Here is a 13,775-nt window from a genome sequence, read left to right on the forward strand (position 1 = left end):
CCTCCTTGCCGGGTCGAGTCGGGCGTCTGGCGCTTGCTTCAGGCGAAGAGACGCGACGAGGTGCTGGCCTGTGAGATCTCCTCGGCGGCCGCCATGAGTCGGGGGCCCAGCTCGGCCACGCGATCGGCATCCAGACGCACGCTGGGGCCGGCAATGCTCAAGGCCCCCAGGGGGTGGCCGTCCAGGGGGTGGCGTACCAGAGCGGCGATTGCGGTGGTGCCGGGGCCCATGCTGTCGCTGACCCAGCTGAAGCCGCGTTCCCGGGTCCCATGCAGGTGCGCAAGAACCGCGTCCCGGGTACGGGGGGCGCCAGGGCCGACCGGATGGTCGGTTTCCAGGCCGTGGGTGTCGATCAGGGCCATGGCGGCCTCGTCGCTCAGCCCCGCCAGCCAGGCGTGACCGCTGGCGGTACAGAACAGCGGGGCCCGGCGGCCCATGTCCGGGTCATAGCGCAGCCCGGTGCGTGCGCCCTGGGCCTTGGCGATCCAGGTCAGCTCATCGCCCTCGATCACCGAGAGGCGTACCAGCTCGCCGCTTTCCTCGGCCAGGTGATCGAGGATCGGCTGGAGGACATCGCTGGCGCCGGTGCTGGCCAGGTAGCTCAGCCCCATGGCCATCAGGCGGGTGGTCAGCTGATAGCGCTGGGTACGCGGGTCCTGGCGTACATGGCCCAGGCGGATCAGTTCGTTGCAGATGCGGTGTGCCGCGCTTTTGGGGATCGCCAGACGTTCGGCGATGACCAGCAGCGGCAGTCCCTCGACATCTTCCGAGAGGGCTTCCAGCACCCCGAGGGTGCGTTCGATCAGGCTACCCGCCATGGTGCTCGTCCATCGGTGCGTAAAAACTAGATTCTAGAATGATGTTTCGAAACTTGTACAGGCCTCAGCTGGCATAGGCGCAGATCTGCCGCGCCTTCTCCTGGAGCAACGGCAGGTATTGGCGCATCAGGGTGTCGAAGTCGACCCGGGCGGCATTGGTGCTGATATTGATGGCCCCCAGCAGCTTGCCGTGAGCATCGACGGCGGGCACGGCGATGGAGCGCAGGCCGGAGTCCAGCTCCTGGTCGGCGATGGCATAGCCCTGCTGGCGCACCTTGAGGATGCAGCGGCGCAGCTCGTCCTTGTCGGTGATGGTCTTGTCGGTATGCTTCTCCAGCGTCACCCGAGCGAGGTAGGCCTCGAGTTCGGCGAGCGGCAGCTGGGCCAGTAGTACCCGGCCCATGGAGGTGTGGGCCGCCGGCAGGCGAGTGCCCACCGAGAGGGTGATGGCCATCAGCCGATGGCGGGACGCGGAGCGGGCCACGTAGATGACATCATCGCCGTCGAGAACGCCCAGCGACGACGACTCGCCGCATTCGGCGGTGATGTCCTCCAGCACCTGCTGAATCACGCCACGATAGTTGTTGGCGGAGAGAAACGCATAACCCAGGCTGAGCACCCGGGGAGCCAACTCGAAATGACGCTGCTGCTTGCGCACATAGCCCAGGGCATGCAGGGTCAGCAGGAAGCGCCGTGCCCGGGCCCGGTTCATGCCGGTTCGGGCGGCCACCTCGCTCAGCGTCATGCGCGGGTGGGCCTCGTCGAAGGCCAGGATCACCTCCAGCCCGCTGGCCAGAGCCGTGACGAAGTCCCGGTCGTCGGGACTGAGAGCTTCTTCCTGGTATGTCATTGTCGTTCCATGATGATAAGGGGAGTTGCTCACGGTTTGTCTCCAATCTAGCATAATGTTCGAATCGCGAACACTTGTTCGACTATAGGCTTAGGCCGTGTCCCAGCCGGTCATTTTTCCCAGCCCCCACGGAGCGATCACCATGCCTGCCGCCCTGATCCAGCATCCCTTCATGAGCCAGCCGGCGCTGGCCGAGTGCCATGCAAAGGCCATGATCGACGCCATGCTGGCCTTCGAGCTGGCCCTGGCCGAGGTCCAGGAGGCGCGCGGTGCCGTACCCGAAGGGGCGAGCGCCGAGATGCGCCGCGCCCTCGAGTCCCATCCCTTCGATGTCGAGACCATCGCCGCGGGTATCGCCAGCGGCGGCAACGCCGCCATTCCCTTCGTCAAGCAGGGCCGCGCCGCCCTGCCCAATGAGCTGAAGCGTTACTTCCATCAGGGCGCCACCAGCCAGGACGTGGTCGACAGCGCCCTAATGCTGCTGCTCCAGCCGCGTCTGGTGGCGCTGGACGCCCTGCTGGTGCGCTGCCGTGCCGCGGCCATCGAGCTGATGCAGGCCCATGAGAATACGCCGATGGTGGGTCGCACCTTGATGCAGCAGGCGCTGCCGATCACCTTCGGGGTCAAGGTGGCCCACTGGGCGCTGGGGCTGGAGCAGGCGCGCCGCCGCCTGGCCGGAATCGCGCTGCCGGTGCAGTTCGGCGGCGCCGTGGGCGTGCACTCCGGCTGGGACGACCTGGGCCTCGACTTCATGGACGCCCTGGCCGAGCGGCTTGGCTTGGCGGCCCCGGTCCTGCCCTGGCACACCGATCGTCAGCCGATCCATGCCTTGGGCACGGCCCTGGATGCCGTGGCCGGTGCCGCCGAGAAGCTTGCCCTGGATGTGGCGCTGCTCACCCAGACGGAACTGGGTGAGGTGGCCGAGCCCACCGCCCCGGGTATGGGCGAGTCCTCCTCCATGCCCCACAAGCGCAACCCGGTGCGCTGTGCGTTGATCCGCGGTGCGACTCGTCAGGTGCACGGCCATGCCTCGGTACTGCTCAATGCCACGGCTCAGCCGCTGGAGCGGGGGCTGGGTGAGTGGCATGCCGAGTGGGCACCGTTGATCGACAGTGCGTTGCTGCTGGAGGGCGCCCTGGAGCAGGCGGCGGTACTGCTCGAAGGCCTTGAGGTGTATCCCGAGGCGATGCAGCGCAACCTGGCCGCCACCGGCGGGGGCATCATGGCCGAGCCGGTCTCGCGCCTGCTGGCCCCGGTGCTCGGCCAGGACGTCGCCCAGGGTCTCAGCGCCGAGGCGGCCGAGGCGGCGCGTCTGGCGGGTCAGCCCTATGCTCAGGTATTGCATGAACGGCTGCTGGCCGAGCATGGCGAGGTGGCGGGACGCGTCGAGCGTGCCGAGCTCGAGCGGGCCAGTGATCCGGCCTTGTACCTTGGTAGTAGTCGTCAGCAAGTGCAGCGTGCGGTCCATTGGTTAGCACACGAATAAGACATTGATATGAATTGATAAATCCCAGTGTTATCAGAGGGTCGGCCACGCCGGCCCTTTTTCATGGTTTGACGAAGGGAACGTTCGGCGCTAATTTGTTCGCACTACAAACCTATGTTCACCTGACGAACGTTGGTGTATTGAACAGTTTGCCGAGCCACGCTGGCCTCGCGCCGGTAATGGACGGCGATACCAGGAGGCAACCCACATGGCCGAATTCCTCAGCCTGCATGACGCGGTGGCGCGCTACGTCGAAGACGGCGCCACCGTGGCCATGGAAGGCTTTACGCATCTGATCCCCTTCGCTGCGGGCCACGAGGTGATCCGCCAGGGCAAACGTGACCTGACCCTGATCCGCATGACCCCCGACCTGGTCTACGACCAGTTGATCGGTGCGGGCTGTGCGAAGACGGTGATCTTCTCCTGGGGCGGCAACCCCGGCGTGGGCTCTCTGCACCGGCTGCGCGACGCCGTGGAGAAAGGCTGGCCCCACAAGGTCGAGATCCTCGAGCACAGCCATGCGGCCATGGCCTGTGCCTTCGAGGCCGGGGCCGCCGGCCTGCCGCTGGCCGTGCTGCGCGGTTATGTGGGCAGCGAGTTGCCCAACGTCAACGACCAGATCAAGTTCATCGAGTGTCCCTTCACCGGTGAGCGTCTGGCGGCGGTGCCGGCGGTGCGCCCGGATGTCTCCATCGTCCATGCCCAGAAGGCCGACCGGGCCGGCAACGTGCTGGTGGAGGGCATCGTCGGCGTGCAGAAGGAAGCGGTGCTGGCGGCGAAGCAAAGCATCGTCACCGTCGAGGAGATCGTCGACGACCTGACCACGCTGCCCGACTACCACCCCAACGCCTGCATCATCCCGGGCTGGGCCATCGATGCCATCGCGGTAGCCGAGAAGGGCTCGCTGCCTTCCTATGCCCACGGCCACTATCCGCGTGACAACGCCTTCTACAAGGATTGGGATGGCATCGCCCGCGATCGCGAGGCCTTTACCCAGTGGCTCGACGACAACGTCATGAACGCAGGGGAGAACGCCTGATGAGCCTCGATTACACTTCTGCGGAAATGATGACCGTCACCGCGGCCCGCGCACTCGAAAACGGCATGACCTGCTTCGTCGGCATCGGCCTGCCCTCTGAGGCGGCCAACCTGGCGCGCCTGACCCATGCCCCGGAGGTGGTGCTGATCTACGAGTCCGGTACCCTGCAGACCAAGCCGGACGTGTTGCCGCTGTCCATCGGCGATGGTGAACTCGCCGAATCGGCGCTGACTACCGTTTCGGTGCCGGAGATGTTCCGCTACTGGCTGCAGGGCGGCAAGATCAGCGTGGGGTTCCTCGGCACGGCCCAGATCGACCGCTACGCCAACCTCAACACCACCCTGATCGGCGACTACCATGATCCCAAGGTGCGCCTGCCGGGCGGTGGCGGGGCGCCGGAAATCGCCACCAATGCCGGTGAGGTGTTCATCACCCTGAAGCACTCCAAACGGGCCTTCGTCAAGGACGTGGACTTCGTCACCACCTTGGGCTTCGGCCGTGATGGCAAGGGCCGCGACGGCGTGCCCCACATCGGCCGGGGCCCGACCCGGGTCATTACCGACCTGTGCGTGATGAAGCCTGACGCCGAGACTAAGGAACTCGTCGTGGTGTCGCTGCACCCGGGGGTGACCCGCGAGGACGTGTGTGATGCCACCGGCTGGGAGATCCGCTTCGCCGAGTCCCTCGAGAGCACCCCGGAGCCCTCGGCCCGCGAGCTCGAGATCCTGCGCGAGCTCAAGGATCGTACCGCCCGCGCCCATGCCGGCCAGTAAGCCGAACAGGAGGCAACCATGACCGACGTATTTCTCTGCCATCCGCGGCGCACCGCCGTGGGCCGCTTCGGGGGCACGCTGTCCAGCGTGCGTCCTGACGACTTCGCCGCCAGCATCTTCAAGGCGGTGCTGGCCGAGGCACCGGACCTCGATCCGGCGGCCATCGAAGAGGTCTTCATGGGCTGTGCCAACCAGGCCGGTGAGGACAACCGCAACGTGGCGCGCATGTCGGCGCTGCTGGCGGGCCTGCCGGTATCCATCCCCGGCACGACCATGAACCGCCTGTGCGGTTCGGGCATGGACGCGGTGGGCACCGCCTTCCGCGCCATCAAGGCCGGCGAGATGGACCTGGCACTCGCCGGCGGGGTGGAGTCCATGTCCCGTGCGCCCTATGTGCTGGGCAAGGCCGAGACCGCCTTCTCCCGCGGCCAGACGATCGAGGACACCACCATCGGCTGGCGTTTCGTCAATCCGCTGATGAAGAAGGTCTACGATACCCACTCGATGCCCGAGACCGCCGAGAACGTCGCCGAGCAGTTCAAGATCGCCCGAGAAGACCAGGACGCCTTCGCCCTGCGCTCCCAGCAGAAGGCCGCCGCCGCGCAGAAGGCCGGCCGCTTTGCCGAGGAGATCACGCCGATCGAGATCCCGCGGCGCAAGCAAGCGCCGCTGATCTTCGACCAGGACGAGCACCTGCGCGAGACGACGCTCGAGAAGCTGGCGAGCCTGCCCACGCCGTTCCGCGAGGACGGCAGCGTCACCGCCGGCAACGCCTCCGGGGTCAACGACGGCGCCGCCGCCATGCTGGTGGCAAGCGCGGCGGCGGTGGAGAAGCACGGTCTCAGGCCCATGGCGAAGATTCTCGGCATGGCCACCGCCGGGGTCGAGCCGCGCATCATGGGCGTTGGCCCGGTGCCCGCGGTCAACCGGCTGCTCGAGCGTACCGGCGTGTCGCTGGACGAGATCGAGGTGATCGAGCTCAACGAGGCCTTCGCCGCCCAGGCGCTCGCCTGCATGCGCGATCAGGGCCTCAAAGACGACGATCCGCGGGTCAACCCCAACGGCGGCGCCATCGCCCTGGGTCACCCGCTGGGCATGTCCGGCGCCCGCCTGCTGATGACCGCCGCCCATGAGCTGCAGAAGCGCAACAAGCGCTACGCCCTGTGCACCATGTGCGTGGGCGTGGGGCAGGGCATCGCGACCCTGATCGAGCGAGTATGATGTAAGAAGAAAGTAAGGAAGAAGTAAGGGAGAAGAAGGAAGAAAGAAGAGGGTTGAGGCCAGAGGGTTGCCCTCTTCCAGGTGCGAAGCACCGATCTTCCGTCTTAAAGGGGCGAAGCCCCGTTCTTCCGTCTATTTCGAATCGAACCGGGCGCCGAGCCTTTGTCTCGGCGCTTTGCTATGGGAGAGGCTTCAATGGCATTTCTGAATATCAACGGCCGCAGCGTGGCCTATCGCCTGCTGGGCGCCGAGAGTAATCCGCTGGTGCTGCTGGCCCATCCGCTGGGCATGAACCAGGCGGTGTGGGACGACCTGCTGCCGGCGCTGCTGCCGCGCTACCGGGTGCTGACCTGGGACCTGCCCGGTCATGGTGCCAGTCAGGCCTGGGGTGACCGACCGATTACCCCGGCCGACCTGGCAGCTGAGGCCCTGGCGCTGGCTGATCACGCCGGCGCCGAGCGCTTCCACTTCGCCGGGACCTCCATCGGCGGCGTGGTGGGGCAGGCGCTGATGGCCGAGCACGGCGAGCGCCTGCGCTCCGCGACCCTGACCAACACCGGGGCAGTGATCGGCAATACTGAGCTGTGGACCACCCGCGCCGCCCGGGTACGCGACGAGGGCCTGGCGGCGATGTCCGAGGAGATCGTGCCGCGCTGGTTCGCGCCGGCCTGCTTCGAGGCCGAGCCGGCGCTCAAGGCCGGCTGGTGCACCCAGATGGGCCGCGGCGACGACGAATCCTATGCGCTGCTCTGCGAGATGCTGGGACGCGACGTCTTCACCAGCAAGCTGTCCGGCAAGGGCGTCAAGGTGCAGCTGCTGGGCGGTACCGAGGACATGGCGACCCCGCCGGCGACGCTGGAGGCCCTGGCCACCGAACTCGATGGCGCGTCGCTTACGATCCTCGAGGGCGTCGCGCATGTGCCCTCCGTGGAGGTGCCGGCGCTGTTCGCCGAGAAGCTGCTGGCGGTGATGGCGGTGGACCTGGGTGACGTAGGCGCGAACGGCGTCGACTACGCCACCGGTCTGGAGACCCGCAAGCAGGTGCTGGGCGAGGATCATGTGGCCCGTTCCACCGAGAACGCCAACAGCCTGGATGCCCCCTTCCAGCAGATGATCACCCGTCTGGCCTGGGGCGAGCTGTGGAGCAACGACGACCTGACCCGTCGCGAGCGCAGCCTGATCACCACCGGGATCCTGGCGGCCCTGGGGCGCGAGGAGCTGACGTTGCATCTCAAGACCGCCAAGCGCATCGGGCTTTCCGAGGCGGAGCTGCGTCAGGTGCTGATGCATGTGGCGATCTACGGCGGCGTGCCGGCCGCCAACCATGCCTTTGCCTTGGCCAAGGAGCTGGGCTGGGGTACCGGCGAGGCCTGAACCTGCCGTTGCGACTTTGACTAGGGCGCTAACGCCCACGTCAATATGGCACGATACGAAGCCGGCCCGAGGGCCGGCTTCATCTTTTCGACACAGCTGATGCAGGCACGGGGAGACTCGAGGATGCGTGAGGGGGTGGCCGCCATGGAAGGCGTGAAGAGTGGGCGCGATGGGCTTCGGATCTATGCCCTGCTGTGGTGCCTGGGGCTCTACCTGCGCCTGACGGTACTGGTGGTACCGCCATTGATTCCCCAGCTCAAGGCGGTGCTGGCCTTCACCGGCGGCGAGGTGGCCATCGCCACCAGCCTGCCGCTGGTCACCCTGGCCTTGGGGGGCCTCGCCGCCGGCTGGCTGCTGGCCCGGGTCGGGGTGCTGCCCGGCATGCTGCTGGGGCTGGCGACGATGGCCGGTGGCAGTGCCCTGCGCAGTCTGCCCGAGGGCTTCCTGGCGATGATGGCGGCTACCGTGGTGATGGGGATGGGGATCGCCTTCATGCAGGCGGCCATGCCGGTGCTGGCCAAGCTCTGGGCGCCGGGGCGCATCGGGCGGGCCTCGGCGGTCTACACCAATGGCCTGCTGGTGGGCGAGCTGCTGGCCGCCGGGGCCACCGGACCGCTGGTAGCCGCCTGGCTGGGGGAGCAGTGGCAATGGGCCTTCGCCCTGTGGGTGGCGCCGGTGCCGCTGCTGATGCTGACCCTGGCCGTGGGCAGTCGCCGGCTGCCGGCCACCGGTCGCGGCTCCTCCTCTGCCGAGCTGGTCCTGCCGGCACTGAATGATAGCCGCATGTGGCGGCTGGTCACGTTGCTCGGTGCCGCCGCGGCGCTCTACTTCACCGGCAACGTCTTCCTGCCGCCGCTGCTCGAGGCGAGCGGACGCCTGGCACTGCTCTCGCCCAGCCTGATTGCTCTCAACGGCGCCCAGATGCTCTCTTCGGCGCTGTTGATCCTCTACGCCGACCGGCTGATGGGACGCCCTCGACCGTTGGTCGCCATTATCGCCCTGGCGCTGGCCGCCCTGCCGCTGATGTTGTGGCTTCCGGGGCTTCACGTGGTATGGGCCGCGGGCGTGTTCGGCTTTTTCACCAGTGCGTTGTTCATCTTCGTGCTGGCGCTGCCTGCCTGGCTGGTCCGGGTCGAGGCACTGCCACGACTGATGGGCGGGGTGCTCTTCTTCGGCTATCTGCTGGTCTTTGCCATCACCGTGCTGGGTGGCTGGCTCAGCGACCTCTCGGGCACCGTGGCGCTGGCTTTCCTGCCGACCCTATTGATCAGCCTGATGGCCATGGCGAGCATCCGCCACCTACTCGCCTCACGCCAACGGGGGGCATGAATGCTCAATGCCCGCATCAAGCTGCGTCAACTGCAGGCCTTTGCGAGATTGCCCATCGATCCGGTAATTCGTAGAGTGCGGTTTCCATCCTGCTGGTGGAGGGCATCATGAGCCTGACAACGTCTGAACGGGACCATTGTGTCACCTTGCTGACCGAGGCCTTGCCCGGCGTGCAGGCCATCTACCTGTTCGGCAGCCAGGCGACAGGAGGTGCGGGGCGCCACAGCGATGTGGACCTGGCCGTCCTGCTGCCGAGTCCCCTCTCGGCAGAGCGGCGTTGGGAGCTGATGGCGACGGTGGCCAACCGGCTGGATCGCGATGTCGATCTGGTCGACCTGCGTCGCGCCACGACCGTCATGCAGTATCAGGTGATCAGCGAAGGGGTGCGGTTATGGCACCAGGGATGCGACGCCGACGAGTTTGAGCTTGCCGTGCTGAGCGAATACTGGGACCTGCAGATTCAGCGGCGTGAGCTGATTGCCGACATCAAGCAGCGAGGCACCGTTCATGGCCGATGAAGTCCTGCTCAACAAGGCAGCCACCATAGAGCGCTGCGTGGCGCGTGCACGGGAAGAGTACGACAAGGACACGACGACCTTCGACGTCGACCAGACACGCCAAGATGCGGCCATCCTGAACCTGCAGCGGGCCTGTGAAGCCGCCATCGATGCCGGCAATCGCCTGATCCGGCTCCGGCAACTGGGGTTGCCGCAAAGCGCACGGAACGTCTTCGAGATGCTTGCCCAGGCGCGACTGATCGACCCTGAGCTGGCCAGGGTCATGCAACAGATGACCGGTTTTCGCAATATCGCCGTGCATGACTATCAGTCGGTACAGGTGCCCATCGTCATCGCCATCATCCAGAAACATACGGATGACCTTCTTGACTTCGCCAGCCAGGTGATCCGGCTGGCATGACCACTGGCTTGCTACGGGTGATGCTGGTGCTTGGCCGCTTGGCCGCTTGGCCGCTTGGCCGCTTGGCCGCTTGGCCGCTTGGCCGAGCGCCGTCATCGGTGGATGCGCTAACGCTTATCCACCCTACGTCGCTTGGCCGCTTGCTCTCCGCCACCGAGAGGCCTGAATGCTCAATGCCCGCATCAAGCTGCGTCATCTGCAGGCCTTTCTCGAGGTGGCCCGCCAGCGCAGCTTCGCGCGTGCCGCCGAGCGCCTGGCGATCACTCAGCCCGGTATCTCCAAGACCATCCGGGAGCTCGAGGAGGCCCTGGGCGCGACACTGTTCGACCGCACGCCGCGTGGCGTGGCCCTGACCCAGGCCGGATTGACCCTGCTGCGCCATGCCGGCCCGGCGATCCGCGCCCTAGAGGAAGGCATCGGCGCCGTGGGCGAGGGGCGCACCGGGGCGACCTGGCTGCGGGTAGGCGCGCTCTCCACGGTGGAGAGCCGGCTGCTGCCCGAGGCGATCCGCCGCTGGCAGCAGACCGCGGAAGGCGAGAGTGGCGTCAACGTGGTGACCGGCCCCAGTGCCTTTCTGCTCTCGCGGCTGCGCCGCGGCGAGCTGGATCTGGTGGTCGGGCGCATGACCGAGGCCCGGGAGATCCTCGACCTCGCCTTCGAGCACCTCTACTATGAGCGCCTGGTGCTGGTGGTGCGGGCAGGGCACCCGCTGGCCGGCATCGCCCCGCTCGAGGCCTCGCGCCTGGTGGCCTTCCCCTGGGTGCTGCCGCCCCCCCAGACCACCCTGCGTCAGCAGGTCGACAGCTTCTTCGTGCGTCACTCCCTGGCCCTGCCGGGTCAGCTGCTGGAAACCCTGTCGCTGGCCCTCAGCCACCGCTACACCCGGGACAGCGATGCCATCTGGGTCGCGCCCGAGGAAGCGACCCGGGAGGCGGTGGCCGACGGGTGGCTGTGTGAACTGGCTCTGCCGTTGGAGCTGCAGGGCGGCTCGGTGGGGCTGTGTACCAACAGCACGCTCAAGCCCTCGCTGGCCCTCGAAGCCTTCTGCGAAATGCTCCGGGCGCTGGCGGCGGAGACGGTGGCTGGCAATCCATAACCCGTGGGTTATGAGGGGGAGGCAAGAGATCAATTGGCAGAGCTGCGGTAAGGCACCACACTGGTCTCATTAATCGCCCACCCCCAGAGACGAATTGCTATGCAAGACGCCAACAAGCGCTTCGTGGAGCGCGACCGTAACTGGCATCCGCCGGCCTACGCCCCCGGCTACAAGACCTCCGTGGCCCGCTCGCCGCGCCAGGCGCTGGTCAGCATGCAGCACGCCACCGCCTCCGAGCTCACCGGCCCGAATTTCCGTGGCCTGCGCATGGGGCCCCACGACAACGACCTGCTGCTCAACTTCAGCCAGGGCCAGGGCCTGCCGGTGGGTGAGCGCATGATCATGTTCGGTCGCGTGGTCGACCAGTTCGGCAAGCCGGTGCCCCACACCCTGGTGGAGATGTGGCAGGCCAACGCCGGCGGCCGCTACCGCCACCGCAACGACAACTACCTGGCCCCGCTGGACCCCCACTTCGGCGGTGTAGGACGCACCCTGACCGATGATCAGGGCTGGTACCGCTTCCGCACCATCAAGCCGGGCCCCTACCCCTGGCCCAACGATGTGAACAGCTGGCGTCCCTCGCATATCCACGTCTCGGTGATGGGCCCGGCGATCTCCACCCGCCTGATCACCCAGATGTACTTCGAGGGCGACCCGCTGATTCCGCTGTGCCCCATCGTCAACACCCTCAAGGACCCCGACGCCGTGGAGACCATGGTCGGCCGTCTGGACATGGCCCGCAGCCGGCCCATGGACTGCCTGGCCTATCGTTTCGACCTGGTGGTACGTGGCGAACTGCAGACCTATTTCGAAAACCAGTGATCGGTTCGAGAACCAGTAACGGGGACAATGAGATGAAACAGCCGAATTCCCAGCCCGCCAGCGAACTGATGCTGCGCGAGACTGCCTCCCAGACCGCCGGGCCCTACGTGCATATCGGCCTGGCCCTGGCCGCAGCCGGCAACCCGACCCGCGACGAAGAGATCTGGAACGAGATGGCCAAGCCCGAGGCCGAGGGCGAGCATATCGAGGTGGTCGGCACCGTGATCGACGGCAACGGCGACCTGGTGCGCGACGCCTTCATCGAAGCCTGGCAGGCCGACAGCCAGGGCGTCTACCAGCCGGCGTTCGACCTCGAGAAGCCGTTCAACAGCTTCGGGCGCACCGCCACCACCTTCGAGCACGGCAGCGAGTGGACCCTCAAGACCGTCAAGCCGGGGCGCGTGCGGGTGGATGGCATCGACGAGGAGCACGGGGCCATCGACGACAAGGACTCCGACCTGGCGAGTGCCCGCAGCGCCCTGAAGATGGCCCCGCATATCAACCTGGCCATCTTCGCCCGCGGCGTCAATATCCACCTGCAGACCCGCCTCTACTTCGAGGACGAGGTCGAGGCCAACGCCGAGTGTCCGGTGCTCAGTCGCCTTGAGCCGTCCCGTCGCGATACGCTGATCGCTACCCGTGAGGAGGAAGAGGGCAAGGTGCGCTATCGCCTCGATATCCGCCTGCAGGGCGAGGGCGAGACGGTGTTCTTCGACTTCTGATTCGTCGTTCTGAACGACGCGGTCTGCCGATGAGACAACGGGCCCGGGAACTCGCTTCCCGTGCCCGCCATTGCCTAGGCTTCTCGGCCACTGCCGGATCGATGCAGGCCGGTGCCGTTGACGAAGGTCGGCAGCCTGCAGGCGCCTTGGGCACTTCCTTGTACAGATGCTGCTCGTCACTCCAGTTTACAGACATGCCCGATTTGGCGCAGTCTACATCAAGTTCATCGGCACTCACGCGGAGTACGACAAGGTGGATGCCGACACCGTAGAGATGGAGTAACCCATGGATATTCGCTCCATTCGCACCGAGGACGACTATCGTGCCGCATTGCAGGAAGTGACCGCCTACTTCGACAATGAGCCGGAATCCGGTACAGAGGGCGACCGCTTCGAGATCCTCATGATGCTCGTCGAGGCTTATGAAGCCAAGCACTTCCCCGTGGACCTGCCGGACCCGATCGAGGCCATCAAGTTTCGCATGGAGCAGCAGGGACTAACGCCCAAGGATCTCGAGCCCGCCATTGGCCGGCGCAATCGCGTCTATGAGATCCTGAACGGCAAGCGCAACCTGACCCTCGCCATGGTCTGGAAACTTCACGACATGTTCGGCATTCCTGCCGAGAGCCTGATCAAGCCCCCTCACCATGCCTGATATTCGCCTGCGTATCGAACTGCTCGACACCGATCCCCTGGTCTGGCGCCGCGTGCTGGTGCCGGAACAGATCAACCTGCACCGCCTGCACGAGGTCATCCAAGCCGTGATGGGCTGGGAAGACTGCCACCTCTTCGAGTTCGAGTGCAACGGCCGCTATTACGGCGAGCCGGATGACTGGAGCGGCCGGCCCATCGCGCTGGCGCGCAACGCCAAGCTCAAGACCCTCGCCTCCCGTGCGAAAGACCATACCTTCCACTACCTCTACGACTTCGGCGACGACTGGCGGCATCGTATCGTGGTGGAGGCGACGGGCCTCGCCGAGACCCACCCCTGTCCGCGGCTGATCGATGGCGCCATGGCCTGCCCGCCGGAGGATATCGGTGGCACCCCGGGTTTCGAAGCGCTCAAGGACGCCGCCGCCGGGCGCGGTGATGAGCACGGCGAGATGCTGCTGGAAGCCGTGGACGGCCACTTCGACCCAGAAAAGCTGGACGAGGAGGAGATCGACTTCATGCTCGAGCCGATCCAGGCCGGCTTTCGCCGGGGTGGGCGCCAGGTGGCCGATCGGCGTATGTCGCCGGGTATTGCCGCCAAGCGGGATACGGAAGCCTCGCTCCATGAAGAGAACCTTCGCTCCATCGAGTAACTGAGGCAGGCGCTGCAGGCCGA

Annotated in this window: 15 protein-coding genes; 13 read left to right on the top strand and 2 right to left on the bottom strand. The window is 66.4% G+C overall.

Features of this window, described 5'->3' with window-relative positions; genetic code table 11:
* Positions 1-38: 38 nt before the first annotated feature.
* Both FHR94_RS17505 and FHR94_RS17510 read right to left on the bottom strand, forming a co-directional pair.
* Positions 39-818 (bottom strand): IclR family transcriptional regulator, encoded by a 780-nt coding sequence (locus FHR94_RS17505; RefSeq protein WP_183327707.1) that lies wholly within the window; start codon positions 816-818, stop codon positions 39-41.
* A gap of 64 nt (positions 819-882) precedes the next feature.
* The gene (locus FHR94_RS17510) at positions 883-1,668 is read right to left on the bottom strand and encodes an IclR family transcriptional regulator domain-containing protein (protein WP_183327709.1); all 786 of its coding nucleotides are present in this window, start codon (positions 1,666-1,668) and stop codon (positions 883-885) included.
* Positions 1,669-1,810: 142 nt separating this feature from the next.
* On the opposite strand from FHR94_RS17510, the gene FHR94_RS17515 reads away from it, so the two are divergent.
* The 13 genes from FHR94_RS17515 (at position 1,811) to FHR94_RS17580 (ending at position 13,752) form a co-directional block, all read left to right on the top strand.
* A complete protein-coding gene (locus FHR94_RS17515) occupies positions 1,811-3,154 on the top strand; it encodes a class-II fumarase/aspartase family protein (protein WP_183327710.1) in 1,344 nt (447 codons plus the stop codon).
* A 208-nt stretch (positions 3,155-3,362) separates the two neighbouring features.
* Positions 3,363-4,193 carry a CoA transferase subunit A gene (locus FHR94_RS17520; protein ID WP_183327712.1) on the top strand — a complete coding sequence of 277 codons (831 nt, stop codon included), beginning with the start codon at positions 3,363-3,365 and terminating at the stop codon, positions 4,191-4,193.
* Positions 4,193-4,966: a CoA-transferase subunit beta gene (locus FHR94_RS17525; protein WP_183327714.1), complete on the top strand. Its 774-nt coding sequence runs from the start codon at positions 4,193-4,195 to the stop codon at positions 4,964-4,966. The genes FHR94_RS17520 and FHR94_RS17525 overlap by 1 nt, the downstream gene beginning before the upstream one ends.
* Before the next feature lie 18 nt (positions 4,967-4,984).
* Positions 4,985-6,187 carry a 3-oxoadipyl-CoA thiolase gene (gene pcaF, locus FHR94_RS17530; protein WP_183327716.1) on the top strand — a complete coding sequence of 401 codons (1,203 nt, stop codon included), beginning with the start codon at positions 4,985-4,987 and terminating at the stop codon, positions 6,185-6,187.
* Positions 6,188-6,382: 195 nt separating this feature from the next.
* On the top strand, positions 6,383-7,561 hold the full coding sequence (locus FHR94_RS17535) for an alpha/beta fold hydrolase (protein ID WP_183327718.1): 1,179 nt from the start codon (positions 6,383-6,385) through the stop codon (positions 7,559-7,561).
* Between the two features lie 123 nt (positions 7,562-7,684).
* Positions 7,685-8,890, top strand: a complete 1,206-nt coding sequence (locus FHR94_RS17540) for an MFS transporter (protein WP_183327720.1) — start codon at positions 7,685-7,687, stop codon at positions 8,888-8,890.
* 107 nt (positions 8,891-8,997) lie between these two features.
* Positions 8,998-9,408: a type VII toxin-antitoxin system MntA family adenylyltransferase antitoxin gene (gene mntA, locus FHR94_RS17545; protein ID WP_183327722.1), complete on the top strand. Its 411-nt coding sequence runs from the start codon at positions 8,998-9,000 to the stop codon at positions 9,406-9,408.
* Positions 9,398-9,808, top strand: a complete 411-nt coding sequence (hepT, locus tag FHR94_RS17550; RefSeq protein WP_183327724.1) for a type VII toxin-antitoxin system HepT family RNase toxin — start codon at positions 9,398-9,400, stop codon at positions 9,806-9,808. The genes mntA and hepT overlap by 11 nt, the downstream gene beginning before the upstream one ends.
* Before the next feature lie 166 nt (positions 9,809-9,974).
* Positions 9,975-10,904: a pca operon transcription factor PcaQ gene (gene pcaQ, locus FHR94_RS17555; RefSeq protein ID WP_183327726.1), complete on the top strand. Its 930-nt coding sequence runs from the start codon at positions 9,975-9,977 to the stop codon at positions 10,902-10,904.
* Between the two features lie 99 nt (positions 10,905-11,003).
* Entirely contained in the window at positions 11,004-11,726 is a 723-nt protein-coding gene (gene pcaH / locus FHR94_RS17560; RefSeq protein ID WP_183327728.1) for a protocatechuate 3,4-dioxygenase subunit beta, read from the top strand.
* A 32-nt stretch (positions 11,727-11,758) separates the two neighbouring features.
* Positions 11,759-12,448, top strand: coding sequence for a protocatechuate 3,4-dioxygenase subunit alpha (locus FHR94_RS17565; RefSeq protein WP_183327730.1), 690 nt, complete (start codon positions 11,759-11,761; stop codon positions 12,446-12,448).
* A 286-nt stretch (positions 12,449-12,734) separates the two neighbouring features.
* Positions 12,735-13,103, top strand: coding sequence for a helix-turn-helix domain-containing protein (locus FHR94_RS17575; protein ID WP_183327733.1), 369 nt, complete (start codon positions 12,735-12,737; stop codon positions 13,101-13,103).
* Entirely contained in the window at positions 13,096-13,752 is a 657-nt protein-coding gene (locus FHR94_RS17580; RefSeq protein ID WP_183327735.1) for a plasmid pRiA4b ORF-3 family protein, read from the top strand. The genes FHR94_RS17575 and FHR94_RS17580 overlap by 8 nt, the downstream gene beginning before the upstream one ends.
* Positions 13,753-13,775: the final 23 nt, after the last annotated feature.

It is taken from the genome of Halomonas cerina (assembly GCF_014192215.1).
GTDB lineage: Bacteria > Pseudomonadota > Gammaproteobacteria > Pseudomonadales > Halomonadaceae > Halomonas > Halomonas cerina.

Excerpts from the sequence above, each read along its gene's own strand:
- FHR94_RS17515 (WP_183327710.1), top strand. The coding sequence starts at position 1,811 with ATGCCTGCCGCCCTGATCCAGCATCCCTTCATGAGCCAGCCGGCGCTG.
- FHR94_RS17540 (WP_183327720.1), top strand. The coding sequence starts at position 7,685 with ATGCGTGAGGGGGTGGCCGCCATGGAAGGCGTGAAGAGTGGGCGCGAT.
- mntA (WP_183327722.1), top strand. The coding sequence starts at position 8,998 with ATGAGCCTGACAACGTCTGAACGGGACCATTGTGTCACCTTGCTGACC.
- pcaH (WP_183327728.1), top strand. The coding sequence starts at position 11,004 with ATGCAAGACGCCAACAAGCGCTTCGTGGAGCGCGACCGTAACTGGCAT.
- pcaQ (WP_183327726.1), top strand. The coding sequence starts at position 9,975 with ATGCTCAATGCCCGCATCAAGCTGCGTCATCTGCAGGCCTTTCTCGAG.
- FHR94_RS17535 (WP_183327718.1), top strand. The coding sequence starts at position 6,383 with ATGGCATTTCTGAATATCAACGGCCGCAGCGTGGCCTATCGCCTGCTG.
- FHR94_RS17505 (WP_183327707.1), bottom strand. The coding sequence starts at position 818 with ATGGCGGGTAGCCTGATCGAACGCACCCTCGGGGTGCTGGAAGCCCTC.
- FHR94_RS17580 (WP_183327735.1), top strand. The coding sequence starts at position 13,096 with ATGCCTGATATTCGCCTGCGTATCGAACTGCTCGACACCGATCCCCTG.
- hepT (WP_183327724.1), top strand. The coding sequence starts at position 9,398 with ATGGCCGATGAAGTCCTGCTCAACAAGGCAGCCACCATAGAGCGCTGC.
- FHR94_RS17565 (WP_183327730.1), top strand. The coding sequence starts at position 11,759 with ATGAAACAGCCGAATTCCCAGCCCGCCAGCGAACTGATGCTGCGCGAG.
- FHR94_RS17520 (WP_183327712.1), top strand. The coding sequence starts at position 3,363 with ATGGCCGAATTCCTCAGCCTGCATGACGCGGTGGCGCGCTACGTCGAA.
- FHR94_RS17525 (WP_183327714.1), top strand. The coding sequence starts at position 4,193 with ATGAGCCTCGATTACACTTCTGCGGAAATGATGACCGTCACCGCGGCC.
- pcaF (WP_183327716.1), top strand. The coding sequence starts at position 4,985 with ATGACCGACGTATTTCTCTGCCATCCGCGGCGCACCGCCGTGGGCCGC.
- FHR94_RS17510 (WP_183327709.1), bottom strand. The coding sequence starts at position 1,668 with ATGACATACCAGGAAGAAGCTCTCAGTCCCGACGACCGGGACTTCGTC.
- FHR94_RS17575 (WP_183327733.1), top strand. The coding sequence starts at position 12,735 with ATGGATATTCGCTCCATTCGCACCGAGGACGACTATCGTGCCGCATTG.